The 20,687-nt window shown below is 40.1% G+C and carries 19 protein-coding genes and 1 tRNA gene; 19 read left to right on the forward strand and 1 reads right to left on the reverse strand.

The features are described 5' to 3' along the window. Positions 1 to 135: 135 nt before the first annotated feature. From QZR90_RS01995 to QZR90_RS02045, 11 genes are all read left to right on the forward strand, one after another. Positions 136 to 1,155, forward strand: a complete 1,020-nt coding sequence (locus QZR90_RS01995) for a hypothetical protein (RefSeq protein WP_295788204.1) — start codon at positions 136 to 138, stop codon at positions 1,153 to 1,155. Positions 1,156 to 1,299: 144 nt separating this feature from the next. Then, complete coding sequence (locus tag QZR90_RS02000; protein WP_295788205.1) at positions 1,300 to 2,289, forward strand: YafY family protein; 990 nt, start codon at positions 1,300 to 1,302, stop codon at positions 2,287 to 2,289. Positions 2,290 to 2,314: 25 nt separating this feature from the next. After that, complete coding sequence (locus QZR90_RS02005; RefSeq protein ID WP_295788206.1) at positions 2,315 to 2,521, forward strand: hypothetical protein; 207 nt, start codon at positions 2,315 to 2,317, stop codon at positions 2,519 to 2,521. A 27-nt stretch (positions 2,522 to 2,548) separates the two neighbouring features. After that, on the forward strand, positions 2,549 to 3,913 hold the full coding sequence (locus QZR90_RS02010) for a hypothetical protein (RefSeq protein ID WP_295788207.1): 1,365 nt from the start codon (positions 2,549 to 2,551) through the stop codon (positions 3,911 to 3,913). A gap of 137 nt (positions 3,914 to 4,050) precedes the next feature. Next, positions 4,051 to 4,872 (forward strand): hypothetical protein, encoded by an 822-nt coding sequence (locus tag QZR90_RS02015; protein ID WP_295788208.1) that lies wholly within the window; start codon positions 4,051 to 4,053, stop codon positions 4,870 to 4,872. A gap of 13 nt (positions 4,873 to 4,885) precedes the next feature. Beyond that, positions 4,886 to 5,866, forward strand: a complete 981-nt coding sequence (locus QZR90_RS02020) for a ferredoxin (protein WP_295788209.1) — start codon at positions 4,886 to 4,888, stop codon at positions 5,864 to 5,866. 348 nt (positions 5,867 to 6,214) lie between these two features. Continuing rightward, positions 6,215 to 7,120 carry a DMT family transporter gene (locus QZR90_RS02025; protein ID WP_295788210.1) on the forward strand — a complete coding sequence of 302 codons (906 nt, stop codon included), beginning with the start codon at positions 6,215 to 6,217 and terminating at the stop codon, positions 7,118 to 7,120. Between the two features lie 160 nt (positions 7,121 to 7,280). Continuing rightward, a tRNA-Gly gene (locus tag QZR90_RS02030) sits at positions 7,281 to 7,354 on the forward strand. A gap of 163 nt (positions 7,355 to 7,517) precedes the next feature. Continuing rightward, the gene (locus QZR90_RS02035; RefSeq protein ID WP_295788211.1) at positions 7,518 to 8,132 is read left to right on the forward strand and encodes a carbonic anhydrase; all 615 of its coding nucleotides are present in this window, start codon (positions 7,518 to 7,520) and stop codon (positions 8,130 to 8,132) included. 235 nt (positions 8,133 to 8,367) lie between these two features. Continuing rightward, entirely contained in the window at positions 8,368 to 9,726 is a 1,359-nt protein-coding gene (locus QZR90_RS02040) for an MFS transporter (protein ID WP_295788212.1), read from the forward strand. Between the two features lie 414 nt (positions 9,727 to 10,140). Then, entirely contained in the window at positions 10,141 to 11,169 is a 1,029-nt protein-coding gene (locus tag QZR90_RS02045; protein WP_295788213.1) for a GNAT family N-acetyltransferase, read from the forward strand. A 608-nt stretch (positions 11,170 to 11,777) separates the two neighbouring features. Here the strand turns inward: QZR90_RS02045 and QZR90_RS02050 are convergent. Then, entirely contained in the window at positions 11,778 to 12,680 is a 903-nt protein-coding gene (locus QZR90_RS02050) for a diacylglycerol kinase family protein (RefSeq protein WP_295788214.1), read from the reverse strand. Between the two features lie 249 nt (positions 12,681 to 12,929). Here QZR90_RS02050 and QZR90_RS02055 point away from each other — a divergent pair, with 249 nt between their 5' ends. From QZR90_RS02055 to QZR90_RS02090, 8 genes are all read left to right on the forward strand, one after another. Then, on the forward strand, positions 12,930 to 13,631 hold the full coding sequence (locus QZR90_RS02055; protein WP_295788215.1) for a GntR family transcriptional regulator: 702 nt from the start codon (positions 12,930 to 12,932) through the stop codon (positions 13,629 to 13,631). A 491-nt stretch (positions 13,632 to 14,122) separates the two neighbouring features. Further along, the gene (locus QZR90_RS02060) at positions 14,123 to 15,100 is read left to right on the forward strand and encodes a molybdopterin-binding protein (protein WP_295788216.1); all 978 of its coding nucleotides are present in this window, start codon (positions 14,123 to 14,125) and stop codon (positions 15,098 to 15,100) included. Between the two features lie 74 nt (positions 15,101 to 15,174). Continuing rightward, positions 15,175 to 15,585, forward strand: a complete 411-nt coding sequence (locus QZR90_RS02065; protein WP_295788217.1) for a thioesterase family protein — start codon at positions 15,175 to 15,177, stop codon at positions 15,583 to 15,585. Between the two features lie 2 nt (positions 15,586 to 15,587). Then, a complete protein-coding gene (murI, locus tag QZR90_RS02070) occupies positions 15,588 to 16,412 on the forward strand; it encodes a glutamate racemase (RefSeq protein ID WP_295788218.1) in 825 nt (274 codons plus the stop codon). Between the two features lie 43 nt (positions 16,413 to 16,455). Further along, on the forward strand, positions 16,456 to 16,992 hold the full coding sequence (locus tag QZR90_RS02075) for a hypothetical protein (RefSeq protein WP_295788219.1): 537 nt from the start codon (positions 16,456 to 16,458) through the stop codon (positions 16,990 to 16,992). 13 nt (positions 16,993 to 17,005) lie between these two features. Further along, on the forward strand, positions 17,006 to 17,659 hold the full coding sequence (locus QZR90_RS02080) for a coenzyme F420-0:L-glutamate ligase (RefSeq protein WP_295788221.1): 654 nt from the start codon (positions 17,006 to 17,008) through the stop codon (positions 17,657 to 17,659). Between the two features lie 61 nt (positions 17,660 to 17,720). Beyond that, on the forward strand, positions 17,721 to 19,370 hold the full coding sequence (locus QZR90_RS02085) for a hydantoinase/oxoprolinase family protein (RefSeq protein ID WP_295788223.1): 1,650 nt from the start codon (positions 17,721 to 17,723) through the stop codon (positions 19,368 to 19,370). Continuing rightward, on the forward strand, positions 19,360 to 20,679 hold the full coding sequence (locus QZR90_RS02090; RefSeq protein ID WP_295788225.1) for a histone deacetylase: 1,320 nt from the start codon (positions 19,360 to 19,362) through the stop codon (positions 20,677 to 20,679). Before QZR90_RS02085 ends, QZR90_RS02090 begins: the two co-directional genes overlap by 11 nt. Positions 20,680 to 20,687 lie beyond the last annotated feature (8 nt).

Genomic DNA, 20,687 nt, shown 5'->3' on the forward strand with positions numbered 1-20,687 from the left:
AAAAATTGTAAGGCCTAATGTGATGGATAAGGTGTAAGACATCATATGATGCATAAACCATAAGATATCATGCAATTTATAAAATGTAAGTCATTTAGTTATTATTGGGGCAAATGTAAGAATGAGGTGGATGGGATGGCGATTCCTCTTTTATTTTTAGCTGCAGCAGCTGTGTCTGCATGGGGCGTTCGTAAGGGCAAAAATGCGTATAATATGAATCAAATGGCAGAGCAAATCAAGGCAAAAAGCGAAGAAACAGTTAAAGAGTTTGAAGCAAAGATTAGCCGTGACATAAAAGCAGCTGAAGAGAGTCTTGAAACATTAGGGCGGAGAAAACAGGAAATTTATGAGCATTCGCTAAAAGACTTCGTAAATGCATTTAATCGAATTTCTAATATAGAAGTAACAGAACATCATTTTTTTGAAAGTATGCAAATGGTTCAAGAGTCTATGGATTCAATTGAAAAAAGCATATCGGAATCTGATGAAGTAAAGACGCTAATTACTAGCGGTGTTGCAGGTGCGTTAGGAGCCTTCGGGGCCTATAGTGCTATGAATGTTCTGTCTGTAACGGGGGTAGCTTCTGCTGGTGCTGCGACGGCAGGGGCTGGTACAGTAGCAACTAGCGCCGGTATAGGAGCTATGGGGTCTATTGGAACCGGCATAGCTGGAGCTGCTTTAACCAGTGGGCTTACTATTGTTGCTAGTGCGTTGATAGCGCCTGCGCTAGGTATTTATGGCAAAGTGGCAGAAACGAAAGCTGGGATGAGACTTAATGAGGCCTATAAGCATAAGTTTCAATCGGATGAAAAAATAGAAGAAATGAAAATAAAGCAAACTAGCTGTCGCGCCCTTAAGTTACAAGCTGATTTATATGCGCGCCTATTAGGCACTATTAATTCGTATTTTTGGTATCGTGTAAAACAATTGGATAAAGCATTAGACCAATATGGTACGGATGCGGCTACATTGCCTCAGAATGTTATTGACTTGGCAATGATCTTAGTGGCTATGGCACGTACATTAAACACCTTGTTAAGTACAAATTTAGTAAATAATAAAGGGAATATAGAGGTCGATTCGAAGAGAGTGTATGATAAAACAGTAAAATCATGGCCGGCATTGCGCGATACATGTTGCGCTATTAGTTGTTAAATTATTGTTGATTTTAATCGGACGCCCTTCTGTCTTATTGATTTGTTATAGTAAATGTACAAGGCAGAAGGGTATTTTGTTTTAAATTTTAAGACGTCTATATAGTGTAGACGGCATGGTTAGTCAAAGTAGTGAGGAGCGATTATGGACCAGAGTATAGATAAATCAATGCGTGTGTTGGCTATTTTTTATCGTGCTATGAAAGGGGAAAGCATCAGTGTTAAATCGCTGGCCCTAGAGTATGGTGTGTCGACAAAATCGATTTCCCGCGATATGAATGATATTAAAAATTTCCTCTGTGACCATCGTGAGTTAGTTGGCAATACAGAATTTATTTATAATGGGCAGACAAAGGCGTATCAATTGCAGTTTGATTCATTTCTTCTAAACGAAGAGCTCATGATATTGATAAAAATTTTAATTGGTACACGTTCTTTGCGCCGTAATGATCTTTTAAATTTAATTGGAAAGTTAAAGCAACTTACTACAATTAAGGATCGCAATTTAGTTGAACAGCTAATAAAAAAGGAGCTTTATCGCTATATTCCTGTGGAGCATATAGAACAGGATGTAGTCAATCGTGTTTGGCAGTTAACCCGTTGTATTCATGAGCGAATTGAAATTACTATTGATTATTATAAGGCTAATAGAGAGCGCGTTAGTCGCACGGTACAGCCGGTAGCTCTCCTGTTCTCTGAGTATTATTTTTATCTCGTAGGCTATTGGCTTGATAAAGAGGGACAGACTGACCATGTGCCTATTTTATATCGCGTTGATCGCGTTGTTAATGTAGTGGAACATAGGAAGCATTTTGAGTTAACTAAAGAGTTTGACTTTGATGAGGGGGATTTGCGAAATAAAGTACAGTTTATGTATGCAGGGAAGCCACAAACTATAAAATTTGAATATGTGGGAGACTCCTTACAAGCTGTACTAGATCGAATTCCTACAGCTCAAGTCTTATCGCTCGATGGCAATAAGGCGGTTATTGAGGCTGATGTATTTGGTCAAGGTATTAAGTTTTATTTATTGGGCCAGGGCAGTCGTGTTAAGGCCCTAGAGCCACCAGAGTTTGTGGCTGAAATGAAAGCAGAAATAGAGAAAATGAAGTCTCTATATGATAGCAAGTGTTAATAGATTTACCGAGGGAGGCATAAGTATGGCTATCGTAAACCTAAAAAGTAATGTTAAGAAATGTGCATTTTGTAAACATTGGTATGACCCAACTAATAGTGCTATTGAGCCTAAGGCGCCAAATATTGGCCTTTGGGAAGTGGTAGATACACGCATGCGTAAGAAGTGTTTGTTGTATAATTCGGATCGTCCAGCTATGCATTTTTGTAGCAAATTTGAAATGAAGTTATAGATAGCAAGCCAGAAAGGAGGCTTCTTTGTGAGTAAGGAGTTTAATCGTCGCGGAGTGGATAATTACCAACGCCGCAATGGCGAAGCTAAAGATAACACTCAACAGGCAGAATATGATGTAAACCAAAGTTATAAGAATCGCCGATTTTCTGGTAAAAAGTCGACCACTGATGAATACACACATGAGCGCATTTTTTATAATCGGAAAGGCAATCGTTCGCCTGGGATTACTTCAAATGTGGACCATGTAAATCCTTTAAAACGCATTGTCAACGAGCGTCAAGGGGATATTGATGCGGGCGTACTTACTCATGAGGACATCAAAGAAGCGGCTAATCAGGATTATAATTTAGCTTTAACTAATGAGTCCTTAAATAAGAGTAAAGGAGCCAAGTCAAATGCGGAGTATTTGTTGGACGAAGCCTTAAATGGCAATATAGAGTCTCTTGATACTGCCTATAATATGCTACGCCGTCAAGCGGCCGCTGAAGTGGGAACGAATACGTCTTTGGGATTAAAAAAGAGTGCGCGTCAAATTGACAAATTGTTTAAAAATAAGCCTGGGCAGGGCGTATCTGATAATGTCTATTTCAAGCGTATGGAATCAGGTGTATCACAATCTGTTGCAACGGGTGTGAACTCAGGCATAATAGGTGGAACTATTGCAGGGGTAAATAATTTAGTTCTCTGCGTGGCGGGGCAAAAGGATGTGGATGAAGCTGCGGTTGATGTAGCTAAAACGACCGCTGTGGCAGGGGCCAGTGGTGTTACTATGGAAGCGAGTGAAACGGCACTATTAGCAGCGGCGAAAAAGTTAGGACTTCATCACGTAGATAAATATATACCTGGTGTAGTAGCCATGGGGGCTATGGTAACAGGTAGTGTGCTTCGCTATGTAGAAGGTGAAATTTCTGGCGAACAATGTATGAAGGAAATGGCTGTCACTATTGGCTCGTCCTATATCTTTACTTTTGTGGAGGGCACAACCTTGGCCTTCTTAGGTATTGCTACAGGCGGTCTTGGAGCCTTAGTTTTATCATCTGTGGCGATTACGGTTATTTCTAGTGCAGTAGCTTGGATTTTAGACAATAAAAATGATCTTCATGCTGCAGAGTTAGCACGAATTGATCGCATCTTAGAAGAATCTGAACAGGCTATTCAGGCACAACGAGAACGTCTAGCTGTTTTAAAATCAAAGCAAGAAGCAGAGTATGTGCGCTTGGTTCAAGTGGGCTTTGGCAATGTGTTCAAAGGATTAGAGTACAATGATGTTGAGCAAATTGCTTATGGTCTTGATACTTTGGCGAGTCATGTAGATGGTACTGTGCCGTTTAAAACAAGGCAGGAGTTTAATACTTTCTTTGATGATAAAAATAGTGTATTTGAATTATAAATAGTGACATGTTTCCTATAGGAGTCGTTTCTCTACAAGATTATTAATGTTATGAAATTACTTATGTTATGCAATTATTTATGAAACAACAGTTATTTTATTTAAAAGAACACGACTGAGAGCAAGGGAGGACGTATATGTTACCTTTAGTCGGTATTGTGGCGGGAGCTGTAGTGGCAGGTTTTGCGGCTAGTATTCCTGGTCTTGAGAAGGCTGAGCGCTTAGATGAACGAGCGTTAAAAAAGTTAGCTAGAGCTTACGAGCGGCGAGAGTTAGCAGCGGAACTGGTAAAAAATAAAGAACAAGAGTTAGAGACGGCCCTTCGTAAGGTGATGAATCGTAAAATGGCTGTGTTAAGCACATCCATAAAGGATTTTGTTGATGTATACAACCAAATCTTGCGGATTAACTTTAACGACACCTCGAGTCATTTAGATATGAGTAAAGCCTTAGTTCCTGTAGATGATGTGTCTGTCTATCAGTCCTTAGCATTTACACCATGGTCAGGCCTTAGTGATAAAGAGGCTGCCACGGCATTAATCTTTGGCGTTTTTGGCGGCATTGGTAGAGGCGTAGCTAAAGAGGCAGAACGGAATTTAGCGAATGCGAATCGCCAATTGCGTGCAGCTAATTCAATTTATGAACAAGCTGAAAATATTGCTACTAGCTTTGATTTGATGATTAATGAATGTCATGCTGTAGCGGATATTGTAGCAAAGTTAAATGTGTTTTTAATCCGTAGTATTAAAACCTCAAAGAGTCTCATCGCTGAGCGAGGGTATGACGCCAGTGCGTATTCACAACAAGATCGTGATGTGCTCATGACTTGCATGAATTTAGTACAGACGATTAAACAACTCATTGATGCTCCAATTTTGACAAAAGATAATGAAATAACTCGTGAAGTTAAAACTGCTGTCGAAATTGGGCAGACTATGCAAAAAGCACTACAAGGGTAAGTGGGAGGATATCATGGAGTATTTACATATTGATGAGTCTAAATGTGTGGGCTGTGGAGCTTGTTTAGGCGCTGCTGATTTAGTTGAAGAAACAGCTGAAGGGAAGGCTAAAGTTAAAAGTAAGGTAGTATTAAAAGGGAAGCAACTTAGTAAAGCTAAAGAAATTATCGCTGATTGTCCCGCACAAGCCATTTCTCTTGTAAAAGGAGCCAATGTAGTGAAGGCCGATATAGGCTCTTTGATTAGAACATTAGAATCAGATCTTACGAAAGAATTACAGGGAATCCAAAAAATAAGTCGAGCTGACGTAAAGTTTGATGCCAATCAGTATAGCGTTGATTTTCCTGAGGCTATTTATGGTAGTTATAGCAATTACGAATATTCTAGTAGCAGTAAAGCGGAAAAAGCAGCGCTAGCTCTGTTTGACCGTTATGTATACTCCCAATATCGTCGCTTTATTCTAGAAGTGTTTGTAAAATATAAATTAGATAAATTAAGACATTACTATATACAAGAGCGCGGTGGCTTTATTTATGAGTTAAATAAGAAGTTTGAAACTATGCTCAAAGACTTTAAGAGTCAGGCGGCAGCGATTGGAAAATCTGGATTACCGAAAAATTTTACTAAATTTGAAATTTTACCAGATCCATTTTTAGAACTACTTAGTGAATTTGAAGAAAATAGCACTAATTCAGGTATTATGAAAGAATTTAGAAGTGGGAGCTATTCGAGCTTAAGTGATTATGATATGTACATTGACACGGATTGTATAGAAGTAGGGGAGTGCTTCTTTGGCGGGGCTAAACTAAAATGGCGTCATGAGAGTCTTTTGGAAGCGACTACGGAATATATTAAAGATTTAAAGAGTAGCATGAATTATGTAGATATTGATGATCATGCTATGAATTTGGTGAATCATATGATTGAAGATTACCAACGAGTGGGTAAGGAATTAATAGCAGAGAAAATTCGTCAAGCTCAGGCTGTAAAATAGGCTGGCTAATATAAAAGGCTATCATTCTATACAGTATGTATTATATGGGATTGTAATACCGTTAGGTATAATGGGGCTGCTAACACTATACTATTTAGTTATAGAAGGAGCTCAAATCCACTTTACTATTTCATTGCTCTGGCTGAATGTCCGTTACAGATGAACAAGGCATAGTTTTGTATGAAATTTTAGAATAGTTGAAAAAAATAAGGTTGTTTTTGCTAATTACTTAGTATAGACTAGATGTACTAAATCACACAAAGAGTTTATTGTCTAATGGCAATAAACTCTTTGTAATATCTGTAAAAGTATGACTTTCGTATTGAGTAAGGTGCAGAGGTGTCTGTTATGTCGGTTAAGCAAGCAGAATGGATGATGTTATTTGTGACGTTTGCGTGGAGCTCGTCCTATTTATTGATGAAAATTTCACTAACAGGTGTAGATCCTTTTAATCTAATGGCATTGCGTTTTGGGATTGCCTTTTTCTGTATGGCTCCTATATTTTATAAATCGTTTAAGAATTGTACAAAGAAGACAATTTTAAAAGGCTTTGGCTTAGGCTTTCTCGTATATATTTCGTTGTTTGGCACAATTACAGGGGTAAAACATACGGCGGCGTCTACAGCAGCTTTTTTAGGGACCACTACAGTGGTGCTTGTGCCTATTTTAGAAGGATTATGGCGTCGTACATGGCCTTCACGCATGACTATGTCGAGTATTGCCTTAGCGTTTTTTGGCCTTATTTTATTTACCGTAAAAGAAGGCTTATCCTTTGATATAGGTGCTTTGTATTGTCTATGGGGAACCTTGGGATATGCCATATATATTTTGCTTATGAGTCGTGTTGCTCGCGATAAGGATATTTTCTTAGTTAGTATTTTGCAATTTGGAGCGATTGCTTTATTTAGCATTATTAGTTCCTTTATTTTTGAAGAACCTCGTTTGCCGCAGACTGGCTTGCAATGGGGGGCTGTTTTAGGGTTAGGTATTGTATGCAGTGCTATTTGCTTTACCTTGCAGGGGATTGCACAACGCTATATTACTCCGTCCAAGATTGGCCTCATTTATTCCATGGAGCCAGTGTTTGCCGCTGTTATGGCGTTTGTTTTCCTTGGTGAAGTGATGGATGAACAAGGATTCTTAGGTGCTTGTTTTATTATGGTGGCTATTATTTTAAAAAATATTGTCCATCGTGCCCGTTATATGCAGTTACGCCATCGCCGTAAAGTGTGGATGCGCAAGCGCTTAGTGTAAATAATTTTGAGTGCGTAGAAGAGATTAAATTAAAGCTCGTCAATATATTGGCGAGCTTTTTTATATGAACTATTTGGCCCTAGGGGGCTTCGTAAAGTACTGTTGATGATTTTTTTATTTACAAACTTCTGCAAAGTTGATAAAATATAGAAAGACATTTGCGGCCGTAGTTCATCGGTAGAACGACGGCTTCCCAAGCCGTAGAGGTGGGTTCGACTCCCATCGGCCGCTCCATGAGTTTAATAGTGAATGAGAAATATTTCTAAATGTTTTAAACATCGAGGTTTGTATGCCCTGAAAGGAATGGGCTGGTGTAAGATATTTTGAAGTGTTTCTCTTTTTTATATTAAATATGGTTCATTAGTCAGGTGTGTTACTGATGAAGGAGGTATGATTCATGTCTTTTTTAGATGATGTGTTAAAAGCAAACGAGACGTATGTAGAAAATATTTTAGCTGAACATGGTGAGGAAGGCTCTCATGCGGCAAAGAAGCCACAAAAGCATATTGCTATTTTGACTTGTATGGATACGCGCTTGGTTGATTTGCTTGAAAAAACAATGGGCGTGGATCGTGGTGATGCTAATGTGATTCGCGTTGCTGGCAACTGCATTACCGATGTGTTTAGCGATGTAATCCGCAGTCTTATTGTAAGTATTTTTGAATTAGGCGCTAAAGAGATTTTTATCGTAGGCCATGAAGATTGTGGCATGGAAAAAACATGTCCTAATGAATTGGCTGAGCGCATGGTAGAACGTGGCATTAAGCCAGAAGCTATTTCTATGATTCGCTGCGAAATGGATCGCTGGGCTAATAATTTCTGCCATTCTGAACAAAACGTAATTCGTTCAGTAGCACAGCTTCGTCAAAATCCATTGATTCCTAGTGATGTTAAAATTCATGGGTTGATGTTAAATCCATATACTAGTAAATTAACTTTACTTGTAGATGGCAATAAGTCAAATGAAGAGTTAGACTCTATGGATGTATGTGCATGTATGTGTTCTATATAAAATTTATAGACAATCTATACTCTATACTGTAGGGCGTTTTCTGGGGGCTTATAATTAAATAAAAAAGGACTTAGATGAGTAGGGGCATTCTGAGAGGGCACCTTTAATAGTAAGAATTTATTAACTCTTGCATTATAGGCGCTTATCTGTAGCCTTAGTTATCTAGGTCCTTTTATTTACGAATTCTTAGTTTTGGGATAATTCATTACATACTGCTGAATGGGAGGTCATAGTATTGGCTTTAAAGGAAGAAAATAAAATATTAATTGCCGTTATGATAGGGTCATTTTTAACACCTTTTTGTGGCAGCTCGATTACATTGTCATTACCTGATATGGGGCGTGAATTTCTAGTTGGAACGTCCGCTTTAAGTTGGATTATTGAAATATTTCTTATAACTTGCGCTATCTGCGTATTGCCTATGGGGCAATTGGCCAACCGAATTGGCAAGCGTTCGGTGTATCTTATGGGAACTGGCGGGTTTGCAGTTGTATCATTTTTAATCCATTTTACCAATTCAATTGAAATGCTCATGGGGCTTCGTATATTACAAGGTGTTTGTGCAGCCATGATATTTGCGACGGGCACGGCTATTGTGGCGCAAGCCTATCCTGTAGAAAAGCGAGGGCGCGCTATGGGGCTTGTGGCTTCTGTGGTATATATTGGCTTGGCCGTTGGACCAGTTGTAGGTGGCTTTTTAAACTATCAATTTGGCTGGCGCAGTATATTTTACTTCATTGCTGTTTTAGGAACACTCGCATTCTTGCTTACATTAGCGTGGATGAAAGAAAACTGGAAATTAGCAAGTGAAGGCCACTTAAATGGGTTTAGTATTTTACTTTACGGCTCTACACTAATACTTGTTATGTATGGTCTGTCTGAAATTGTGAACCAATGGTGGGCTAAATATGCGTTGCTCGCTGGCCTGGTAGTAGGTGCTGTGTATATTTGGCATGAGGCGAAGGTTGAAAAGCCATTGATTCCCGTGCGAATCTTTTTAGAAAATAAGACCTTTGCATTTTCTAATTTAGCAGCGATGTTAAATTACAGTGCTACATTTGCGATTGGCTTTTTATTATCTCTTTATTTGCAGATGATTATGGGCTATGACTCTGCCTCAGCGGGGCTGGTGCTATTAACTCAGTCCATCGTTATGTCTGTATTATCGCCAGTTACGGGTGCATTGTCTGATCGATACGGTTCCGCTCTCTTGGCATCCATAGGGATGGCTGTTATAGCAGCCGGCTTAGTAGTCATTTTATATGGTACCCATATAGGTTCTATGGCTATAATTATTACTAGCCTAATTATTATCGGTGTTGGCTTCGCTATGTTCTCCGCACCAAATAATAATGCGATTATGAGTTCAGTGCCACCTAAATATTTTAGCTTTGCTAGTTCCGTTATTGGTACGGTACGCTTATTTGGTCAAGTCTTTAGTATGGCTATTGTGGCGTCCATTCTATCACGCACAGTTGCGGGGATGGCGCCAGGAACGTCGGAATTATTGTTGGTAAATATTCAATATTCCTTTATTGTATTTACAGTTTTCTGTGCTGTAGGTGTTATTCCATCTATGATTCGCAATCGATAAGATAGAGTCAATTTCTTGAAGAAAATTATTGTCTCAATTTTTGGTGTAGGTGCTATAGGTCTACTATCTCTTTACAGAAGTTGAGGGGCTATTTGCCCAGAGTAGGAGTTGTTATTTTATTTTTCTTGAAGACATTGTTCAAATTCAAACAAAGCATAGAGTAAAATTGCGTAATGTTCGGGATGGCTCTTGTGTATACAATATAGAATTATCTTAAAAGTGAGAGATTTAATCTAAAATGTGGATGTTAATTCATAGAAAATAATCGAATTGTATAATACTTTTGTGTTTAAATAAAGTCCCCCTAAGGCTGTGGTAAAACTGAGAAAAATAATTTTGCTACAAGTCTTTGGTTTCACATAGTATAATAGATATAATATATGACACTAAAAAAATGACGAGGAGCTTAAATAGATGATTTTGGAATTCAGAACTTACCATAAATTGCCAGATGAAGCACGGACTGTACGAACGGAAGTGTTTATGCAGGAACAAGGTTTTGTCAATGAATTTGACGAGATTGATGCGAAGGCAACCCATATAGTAGCGTTTGTAGACAATATACCTATTGGAACTTGTCGTTTTTTCGAAGATGATGGCAGTAGTCATGGTGAAGAACCTACAGAAGTATCTCTAGCGGGAAGCCAAGAAGAGCCAGAAGCTATTAAAACGCAAAAAAAGCCAGAAGATACAAAAAAACAAAAAGAAAATCAAGAAATTAGTGCGGACGAGGGGAATCAGAGTTCAGAGAGTTCTAGCGAGCAAAATCAGCTACCAAGTTGGCAAGATTTGCCTAGTAGTGAGTGGAATGCTCAATGGCATGAGTCCCCTGAAGATGATAATGGCTTAGAGTGGCGTACTTTGCCAAGGACGAAATCTAAGCATACAACAGAAGGAAACGATGTAGTACTTACAGACTCTAAGACTAGTTCTGTATCTGCAGCATCTAACCCTGTAGTTAATGTAGCGGAGGAACAAGAAAGTGAACAAGAGCGAACAAGTGCAAAAGTATCAGATTTAGAAACTACAGACTTTGCAGATGAGATAGAAGTCTTACAGTCTACAGATTCTGCAGATGGAACCGAAGACCTAAAAACGACGGATGTTATAGAAAATTTAAAATCCGCAGAAGATGTCCATGATATAACTAGCAAGGAGACTCAAGCTGTAGCGGAAGGCTTTGTTAAATCGGAACCAGAAGCTAAACAAGGTTATATTATTGGCCGTGTCGCTGTAGTTAAAGCATTTCGTGGCAAAAATATTGGTGCTCATATTTTACGTGATGCAGCAAGAGAAATAAAGGCCATTGGGGGGAGTCGCATTCGTTTGGCAGCACAAGTACAGGCGAAAGGCTTCTACGAGACATTAGGTTATGCAGCATATGGGAATGAATTCGATGATGAAGGTTGCCCTCATATTTGGATGGAAAAGTCCTTGAAATAAAGTTGATCAAGTTATAAAACTAAATACAGATAGTATTAAACCTCTTAATCATAGGTGATTGAGTGCAAGTAGAAAAAATTAATCTAGCGTTCTTTCTGCTTGGCTCATATCTAGGATTAAGAGGTTTTTGTATTTAATATTCACGATGCTATAAAAATAACTAAATAATATTAAGTAATTAACAGCTAAAGGCATGGACTTATCCGTCGATAAAGGTACAAAAGCTCATTGCAACCTCGGCGGACCCTAAAACAGGTAAGATTACAGTTGATTTAGCTAATGACCTTACTATCGGTGATCCTGCTGGTACAGATGGTAAAGACTGTGCGATTGGAGTTAAAGGTGCTGCTAGTAAGTCTGGCGTAGCTATTAATGGTGCTGATGGTGCTATTGGTTTAACTGGTCCTGGATGTCAAGATGGCAACCCAACAATTGAACGTGTACGCGTTATTCCTGGTCGAGGTTAATTTGATATGTTGTAAGGGGGTTCCGTAAACAATCCCTAAATCCCCTAATAGATTATGGATTCCCTTACAACTATCATGTTCCATATTTCGGGTAACAAGAAAAAAGCCCTGCAGTGGGAAATCCACTGCAGGGCTTTTTCTTTATTTTCGGCGCCGATCAGGCACATATACTTGTAAAAATCCTGGTAAAACTTCTAAATCTACAGGCATTAAAGGGCCTTTGTTGCCGTCCATATTAGTAGGTAGTTCTATATCCTCTAGTAAAGTGATTTGAGCCTTACGGACTTTTAAAATCGTTACATATTTAGAATTATAAATAGAGCCGCGCAAAATTAATGGTACAATGCGAAGCACGTCCATGAGAAAATACTCTTTAAAGATAATAATACGCATGTAGCCATCATCGACAGCAGCTACAGGCATAAATTTTTCAAAGCTAGACACCACATTGGTGAGCAAGGCTAAAACTAGTGGCGAGCGCACCGTAAAATCATGCTCCTCCGCTTTGATGTGGAAATTGTAGTCTTTGGTGGTGAACAGGGCTTGGCCACCTTTCACAAAATAAGCGAGTGGTCCTAGCAATTGTTTTTCTTTTGGAGTTACTTCCTCTACCACTTTAGGAATCACACCAGCGGCGATGTTATTGCAAAAGTATTGATCATTGCAACGGCCGATGTCAACACGTCTAATTTTACTCTGTTTAAGCGCTCTAATGGCCGCTAGAGGCTCTAGTGGAATGCCCAAGGCACGAGACATATCATTGACCGTTCCAACGGGGATAAAGCCAAATTTGGCAGTTCCGCCCCCCTGGGCAATGCCATTTACGGTTTCATTGATGGTGCCATCCCCGCCCATGCAAAATACGGAGTCATATCCGCTTTTCGTAGCTTCTCTGGCAAAAGCAGTGGCATCACCAGCTTTGGTGGTAAATTTTACTTCCATATGTTCGAAGAGGGTACTCAGTTGCCATTCAAGTTCCATGGCATACTGACAAGCCCGCCCCCCTCCAGAGACGGGATTAATAATGATTAAGCAACGACTCATATAAACTCTCCCGTGTCATAAGTTGACGTACCCCGTACTTGTAGATATAATGTAATAAATTAATATTATAATGATATATATAGACTGTGAATAGTAAGGGCACGTTAATTACTTTTTGTATTACCTATATATTATATTATAAGTTGTGAAAGCTGTCATTTAAAAGAACGGAAGTTTTATTCTTTTATTGCTCATTAGTAAATCAAAATTCAGTTAGGGCGTGTTGAAGAATGAAAGATGAGGGTCAATATGGGTAAACAAGAAGAGTATCAATTGAACACAATCGACTCGATTGGTCGCTTGCCACTTAGTGAACAAGTATATGTGACTTTAAAGCAGGCTATCTTAACAGGCGCATTGAAGCCACAGGTGAAGCTTAATGAAGTGAAAATTGCGGAGCAATTAAATGTAAGTGCTACGCCAGTTCGAGAGGCATTTCGTAAGCTTGCTAAAGATAATTTAGTGGTAATTAAGCCTTGGAAGGGTGTAACTGTTAAAGGGTATACTCCAGAGGAAATTATTGCCATGTATCAGTGCCGTGAAGTTATGGAGGGCTTAGGTGCTCGTCTTTGCGCAGAAGTATGTACTGATGAACAAGTTGAGGAATTACAGGCTGTATGTGATGCTTGCTTGGCTACAACAAATGCAGAAGAGCGCGTTCAAATTAATAGCCGCTTCCATACATTGATTTCCTTCTTTTCTGGCAATGATCGCGTTATGGACTATTTAGGCGAATTCCGGGAAATGGTCAATCGCGACATGTACATTAGCACGATGGATCAAGACCGGACAGATTTATGTAATACGGAGCATGATCGCATTATGAAGGCTATTCGTCATCGCAATCCTGAAGAGGCTGAACAAGCTATGCGCGAGCATATTCGCAATGCTTTTGTGTTTAAAAAAGCACATGCTGATTTGCGCGCTAAAAAGTTCGGGAGCAAAGAGTAATCCAATTAGAAAAGACAAATTTTGCAAAATGATTTTTGTAAAAAGACTTTTGTACATATATAATGAAAAAGTTTTCTCTATAGAGACAAATTTTTAAAATATAGAATAAAAAAATGCAAAAATTGCATAACTGATGTTTACAATTTCAAACTAGTTTGTTATAATTGCTATGAGATGTGATGAACATCATATCTTGGGGCAACCCCCAAAGCCCCTTAACATTTGAATGTGATTCAAATGTTCTCTCTCTCTTTTTTCTCAAGCACAAAAGCCTCGGTTAACGCCGAGGCTTTTGTGCGTTTAAAATTAAGTATCACAGTTCTTGAAACTAGAGCTAGATGCGATGGATTTTGTACATATATATGCATAAGTGTGAAAAACATTTACATATAAGAGCATAAAAAACTATATCTAATCTTATATATATAGTAAAATATAAGACAAGGATTATATAGACTGTATTATTTGATTCGGAATGGAAAGGACGTACGATGAAAAAAGTTCATGTAAAAGAGGCTATTGGTGAAGTGCTTTGTCATGATATAGCTCGCATAGTAATCGGGAAGGTAAAAGATACGCCCTTTCGCCGTGGACATCGCCTTGAAGAAAAAGATATTCCTTTTTTATTAGAATTGGGGAAAGAGCATATTTTTGTTATGGATGAGTCGGACACAGATAAAATACATGAAGAAGATGTGGCAGCGCATTTATACTCTCTATGTGCTAACGAAAGTATATTACCTACACCAGTTCGAGAAGGTAAAATTGAGGCTATTGCACAGTGGGATGGGCTATTAGTTATCGACCTGCCTGAATTATTACGTATCAATAGCATTGGTGATTTGACAATTGTCACGAAATGGCATGGGCAAGCGGTAAAGCAAGGCGAAGTGGTGGCCGGCATGCGTTGCATTCCTTTAATGCTAGACGGCGTGCAATGGGACGAGGCCAAGTCAAAATGGAATGGCGAGCCTATTCTTAAGGTCTTGCCTTATACGCGGTCTCGCGTTGGCGTTGTGACCACTGGTAGCGAGGTGGCTACAGGTCGTATAGCGGATGCTTTTACACCAATTATTAAAGAGCGCATTGCTGAGTATGGCATGACTGTAGTGGCACATGAGATTGTAACCGATGATACAGACGCCATAGTGGCAGCTATTGAGCGTGTTAAAGCCAGTGATGTGGATGTAATTTTCTGTACTGGTGGCATGAGCGTAGATCCTGATGACTTGACGCCAGGAGCGATTCGCCAAGTAAGTAGTGAGTTTATTACCTATGGTTTACCAGTATTGCCAGGTTCTATGGTATGCATGGCGTATTTAGCAGATGGTACACCGATTATGGGCTTACCTGGTGGCGTATTATTTAGTAAGCCTACTGCATTTGATGTATTTTTACCGCGATTAGCCGCAGATTATAAAATTACTAAGGAACAATGCATAGCTTTGGGCCATGGGGGATTACAATAAATGTTTGACACCATTCAGTGAGTGGCGTACAATGAAATTTAGATTATTTATTATGGCAAGAGGTGGAGTTAATTATGTTTACCACATCGTTACGGGTTCGTTTCTATGAAACGGACATGATGGAAGTGGTCCATCATACAAACCACTTGCGTTGGTTTGAAATGGGACGCGTAGAATTTTTCCGTGCTTGTGGCATCACCTTGTGGGATATGATGAATGATGGCATCGTATTTCCAATCACTAAAGTAACTTGTGAATATAAGGAGCCAGCGCGTTTTGATGATATTTTGACTGTAGAAGTGACCGTGTCCAAGATCAGTCGAGCACAATGTGTATTTACATATCGCATTTTACGCGAAGCCGATGGCGCTTTAATTGCTATAGGGGAAACGCAAAATGTGTTCACTGATAAGGAAACGGGCAAAATTATACGTCTTCCTGATACCTATTACAAGCCTATGGCAGACAAAGCGAAGGAGAGCTAATTATGATGCAAGCGAGAGAGCAACGGGGTAATAAACAAAATCTACCAATTGGCGTATTTGATTCCGGTATTGGCGGATTAACCGTATTATCGGTATTACGCACTATGTTTCCGCATGAAGACTTTATTTATGTAGGCGACAATGCTAATAATCCAGTAGGTAATAGACCTAATGAAGAAATCAGTCAGATTGCTATGCGCATTGGTCACTTTTTAAATACTGTGCCAGTTAAGATGGCCATTGTGGCTTGTAATACATTTTCGGTGGTTTCATTAGATTTATTACAGAAAACCTTTTCATTTCCTGTAGTCGGTGTGAGCAAAGGAGTTCGTACGGCTATTGACATTAGCCCTCAAAAGTCTATTGCTATTATGGCTACTACGGCGACAATTAATAGTCACAAGCATAAAGAGGAAGCGGCTCAATTGGCACCTCAAGTTTCAGTGTATGAACAAGCTTGTCCAGAGTTAGCTCATTTAATTGAGGCTGGGCATACAAATGACGAAATGATTACAGGTATTGTGAAAGACTATTTGGCAGATAGTACAGGCCGAGGTGCAGACACTATTGTGCTGGGCTGTACGCATTTCCCATTTTTAAAATCTTTAATGGAGCAAATTACAGGTCCTGAAGTTGTGTATGTAGATCCTTCTTATGAAACGGCTCAAGAAGTGAAGGGCTTATTAGAAGGTCATGATTTATTAAATCCTAAACGCACAAAAGGTAACTTAGACATTTGCTTTACTAAAGATATTGACTTAGCAAAACGAATGACAGAGCGCTTAATTCCAGCTGGTGAATTTTCTATTCGGGAGATAACACTATAGGCTGAATACGCGTTGCGTCAATTACACTGTAAGGAGTGGCAGTATGTACATTTACACATTAATTAATGTAATAGTAGCGATTATAGTTATTATTGCACTTGTATTTTTAGCGTTTCGATTTTATTCTTGGCGCCAAGGGGATGAGCAAATTACTATGCTCACAAAGCGCCGCACGCAATTTGAAGTAGAAGACATCAACTTCCATCAGGTTACTTTAGTTTGCGATATTCCCTTTGTTAACAAAGGGCGTCAAAATGGGACGATTATGGATTTATACCCACGTCATTTAATGCCACAAGAGCAGTTTGACAATGTATGGATTCAGTCTTGGACTACTGATGCTAATGCAGAACGTCATGATGGCTATTGGAAAGCGCAAATTATTGAAGCGCACAAAGGTGGCATAGTGCGTTTGCGCCTCATCTTCAATGCGAAGAATGGCAACATCCACAAAGATTTAGCTGGTTTCCCTGATATGAATATTGATATTGTGTACCAAGTCGTTGGTCGCTCTGATTGGCATATTTCAAAAAATCGCATTGTTTTAACTGCTGAAGAATTACAGCACGCGTTACGATAGGAGGAGATGTATAATGGCAGAATTACAATTAATCCCTGTTCAAACGCGCATTTTGACACATCGCGATGATATTGCAGATGCAATTGTAGCTTATGCAGGGGATATTATTGGACCAGAAGATATTGTATGTGTCGCTGAATCAGTAGTGGCTATTACACAAGGGCATTTTACACGTCCAGAAGATTTAAAACCAACTTGGCAAGCTCGCTTGATTAGCCGCTTTATTCCGCCAGAAGGGTCTATGGCATCTATTTATGGCATGCAGGCCGCTATGGAATTAGATGGTAAATGGAAAGTATTAGGCGCATTTATTATTGGCGCTATTGCTAAAGTGTTTAGAAAATCTGGCGTATTTTACCAATTAGCTCGTCAGGCATCGTTAACTGATGATGTAACTGGTACTATGCCACCATTTGACAAACATATTGTATATGGGCCTAAGGATCCAGATAAAGTAGCGGAGCATATTGTACAGCGTACAGGTAGTTATGGAGCTGTTGTAGCTGACGTAAATGACTTGAAACGAGCTGCTGTACTCGGCAAAAGCCGTGGCATGGACCCTAAGCGAATTGCTCGAATTTTGATTGACAATCCATTTGGCAATGATGACCAAATGACGCCAATTGTAATTATTAAAAATTTTGCATCTGTTTCTAAAAAAGCATAAGAAGAGGCCCGAGGGCCTCTTTTTGCTTTATTGCTGATAGGAAGAAGAGTAGGAGGTATATATGTTAATTGGTCTTGACGTAGGTGGCACTTTTACTGATGCCGTCGTAGTAGAGCAGGGGCGATTGCTAGGGAGCCATAAGTGCCGCACCACACATGATGATTTATTACAAGGGATCACTGAGGCCTTAGCTGGTATTAAATCAGTGGTGATTCCAGAAAAAGTAGAGCGGATTACTTTATCTACTACAATTATTACCAATACCTTGATTAATAAAAAAGAAGATATAGTCGATTTATATATCATTCCTGGGCCAGGTATGGATATTAGACCTATATTGCCAGTAGAGCCCATTATACTCCGCGGCTATACAGACCATCGCGGGGCCTTAGTGCGCACCATTGGTGAGCGCGATTTGAAGCTTGCGTTAGAACATAAAAAGGCACAATGTGCAGCTGTATCAGGCAAATTTAGCGTTCGCAATCCTAAATTAGAGCAAGGTGTAGCGGCGTATTTACGAGGCGTAGAGTATGATTTAGTTACAGAAGGGGCTCGTTTAAGTGGTACGTTAAACTTCCCACGACGTACCATTAGTGCCTACTTTAATAGTGCAGTTAGCTCTGTTTTTGCGGGATTTTCCAAAGCTGTTAGTGAAGCTGTAGTAGCGTATCACAAGGATGCTCCCATTTATATATTAAAAGCTGATGGTGGTGCCTTACCGCTGCACACGATGGAAGAGAGGCCTGTAGAAACTGTATTTACTGGCCCTGCCGCTAGTGTATTAGGTATAGGGGCTTTGCATGAAATGCCTGAGGCCATGACAGTAGCTCTTGATATGGGTGGCACTACTACTGATATTTCATTGTGGCGTGGCAATACGCCATTGATGGCGCGAGGTGGTGCGACGATTCGAGAATATCCTAGCGCAGTGCGCTCCTTTGCAGTTAAATCTGTTGGTATTGGCGGCGAAACATTAGTTCATATTGAACAGGGCGAATTGCAAGTAGGGCCTATGCGCATTGGACCATCCTTAGCTTTAGGTGGCAAAGCGCCTACATTAGGTGATGCTTTGTTAGTATTGGGAAAAGCTAATTATGGTGATGTAGCAAAAGCTAAGGCAGGCTATGAGGCATTAGGTAAAGAATTAGGTGAAACTCCTCATGCTGTAGCAGAGCAAGTCGTTCGTCAAGCTATTGATATTATTGACCGTGGCATAGCTGAAGCTGTGGAAGAAGAAAATCGCTTGCCTGTTTATGTGGTGGCAGATATTGTAAATCCTAACCAATTTGTGCCGGAGCATATTGTAGGTGTTGGTGGCACAGCAACAGCCTTGGCACCTTTGGTGGGCGAGGCGATGAATTTGCCAGTTACAATTCCTGATGCGGGGGCAGTGGCCAATGCCATCGGAGCAGCCTTAGCGAAGGAAACATTGGAGATTACCGTGCATTTAGATACGGCTCAAAATACCTTAGTTGTGCCAGAATTAGGCCTTCACAGCAAGGGCGATGGGATGCGTAATTTAGAGGATGTAAAAAGCTTAGCCGCACAATTGATTGCGCAAGAGGCAACGAGTCTTGGTTTGGCGAATCCCGATAGTTGTGAAATTATTTATAGTGAAGATGTGCCTATTATTGAAGGGTGGCAGTCTATGCATCGTTTGATTACCGTAAGAGCACAGCGACCAGCGGGGGTGAAATATCATGTTAAATAAATTAGGACTTGTATTTTTCCCAGCTTTTGATTGGAAAATTTCAAGTACGCATCCAGAGAGACAAGAACGTTTGTTATATACACGAGATCAGTTGCTAGAGGAAGGCTTATTAGAGCATCCGGCAATACGAGAATATAATCCGCGCTTAGCTGAATGGAGTGATATTGAGCGCGTTCATGTGGGGGCACCATCACTGCAGGCTTGGGTGACAGAGGCACATCGCGTCTCGGTTGGTGGCGCTTTAGTGGCAGCTGATGCGGTCATGAAAGGAGAGGTGAACCGCGCATTTTCCTTAGTGCGACCTCCTGGACATCATGCCATGACTATGGTGCATGGTATTCGTGGCTTTTGCACAGTCAATGTTGAAGCCATAATGATTGCTTATTTGCGCCGTCACTATGGAGTGAAACGAGTGGCTGTAGTGGATACGGATGTTCATCATGGTGATGGTTCACAAGATGTGTTCTATCATGACCCAGATACTTTGTATATTTCCTTTCATCAAGATGGGCGCACCTTATATCCTGGCACTGGTTTTATGTATGAATTTGGTGGTCCACAGGCAGTTGGTGGCACAGTTAATATTCCACTGCCACCAGGGACGGGTGATGAGGGGATACAAAAAGTACTACAAGAAGTGGTGCTTCCTATGCTTGAGGATTTTGGCCCTGAGTTAATTATTAATTCAGCAGGGCAGGATAATCATTTTAGTGACCCCTTAGCGAATATGGAAGTGACGGCTAAAGGATATGCGAAGATTACAGATATGCTCCAATCTAAAATTGCTGTTCTTGAAGGTGGCTATTCTGTGCAGGAGGCTTTGCCTTATGTAAATACTGCTGTGGTATTGGCTCTGGCTGGACTAGATTATAGTCAAGTTATAGAACCTGCTTTCGATGCCAATCGCTATAAGCAAAAAGACCAGGTAACGCGGGACATTGATGATATTATAAAGCGATGGCATACACAGTGGCGTGGGCGCTTTGAACTTCAGGCGCAGATGCTACTAGGCTTAGGTGATTATTGGACGGATCGACGCCAGATTTACTATGATGAGACGGGCATTACGGAGGAGCGGTCCGAGCGCATTCGCCTCTATGCTGATAAGGTCGGTTGGCATAGTATTGATTCTAGTAGCTACCATGGCCCATATGGAGCACAGCATGTATTTGCCATGTTCATCCCTTGGCAAGCGGATGAGGCATGTCGTCGCGATGCCTATGAGGAAGCGTGGCGTGCTAAGAAAATAGGCGGTGCAGACCGCTATGTAGTAGTGGACCCTATGAAGGATGTGCAAGAAGTTTTATAAGTCTACAG

It is taken from the genome of uncultured Veillonella sp., from assembly GCF_900545795.1.
Lineage (GTDB): Bacteria > Bacillota > Negativicutes > Veillonellales > Veillonellaceae > Veillonella_A.

What these genes read in the sequence shown, in the direction of transcription:
- QZR90_RS01995 (WP_295788204.1), top strand. Translation starts at nt 136, where the DNA reads ATGGCGATTCCTCTTTTATTTTTAGCTGCAGCAGCTGTGTCTGCATGG.
- QZR90_RS02000 (WP_295788205.1), top strand. Translation starts at nt 1,300, where the DNA reads ATGGACCAGAGTATAGATAAATCAATGCGTGTGTTGGCTATTTTTTAT.
- QZR90_RS02005 (WP_295788206.1), top strand. Translation starts at nt 2,315, where the DNA reads ATGGCTATCGTAAACCTAAAAAGTAATGTTAAGAAATGTGCATTTTGT.
- QZR90_RS02015 (WP_295788208.1), top strand. Translation starts at nt 4,051, where the DNA reads ATGTTACCTTTAGTCGGTATTGTGGCGGGAGCTGTAGTGGCAGGTTTT.
- QZR90_RS02020 (WP_295788209.1), top strand. Translation starts at nt 4,886, where the DNA reads ATGGAGTATTTACATATTGATGAGTCTAAATGTGTGGGCTGTGGAGCT.
- QZR90_RS02025 (WP_295788210.1), top strand. Translation starts at nt 6,215, where the DNA reads ATGTCGGTTAAGCAAGCAGAATGGATGATGTTATTTGTGACGTTTGCG.
- QZR90_RS02035 (WP_295788211.1), top strand. Translation starts at nt 7,518, where the DNA reads ATGTCTTTTTTAGATGATGTGTTAAAAGCAAACGAGACGTATGTAGAA.
- QZR90_RS02045 (WP_295788213.1), top strand. Translation starts at nt 10,141, where the DNA reads ATGATTTTGGAATTCAGAACTTACCATAAATTGCCAGATGAAGCACGG.
- QZR90_RS02050 (WP_295788214.1), bottom strand. Translation starts at nt 12,680, where the DNA reads ATGAGTCGTTGCTTAATCATTATTAATCCCGTCTCTGGAGGGGGGCGG.
- QZR90_RS02055 (WP_295788215.1), top strand. Translation starts at nt 12,930, where the DNA reads ATGGGTAAACAAGAAGAGTATCAATTGAACACAATCGACTCGATTGGT.
- QZR90_RS02060 (WP_295788216.1), top strand. Translation starts at nt 14,123, where the DNA reads ATGAAAAAAGTTCATGTAAAAGAGGCTATTGGTGAAGTGCTTTGTCAT.
- QZR90_RS02065 (WP_295788217.1), top strand. Translation starts at nt 15,175, where the DNA reads ATGTTTACCACATCGTTACGGGTTCGTTTCTATGAAACGGACATGATG.
- murI (WP_295788218.1), top strand. Translation starts at nt 15,588, where the DNA reads ATGATGCAAGCGAGAGAGCAACGGGGTAATAAACAAAATCTACCAATT.
- QZR90_RS02075 (WP_295788219.1), top strand. Translation starts at nt 16,456, where the DNA reads ATGTACATTTACACATTAATTAATGTAATAGTAGCGATTATAGTTATT.
- QZR90_RS02080 (WP_295788221.1), top strand. Translation starts at nt 17,006, where the DNA reads ATGGCAGAATTACAATTAATCCCTGTTCAAACGCGCATTTTGACACAT.
- QZR90_RS02085 (WP_295788223.1), top strand. Translation starts at nt 17,721, where the DNA reads ATGTTAATTGGTCTTGACGTAGGTGGCACTTTTACTGATGCCGTCGTA.
- QZR90_RS02090 (WP_295788225.1), top strand. Translation starts at nt 19,360, where the DNA reads ATGTTAAATAAATTAGGACTTGTATTTTTCCCAGCTTTTGATTGGAAA.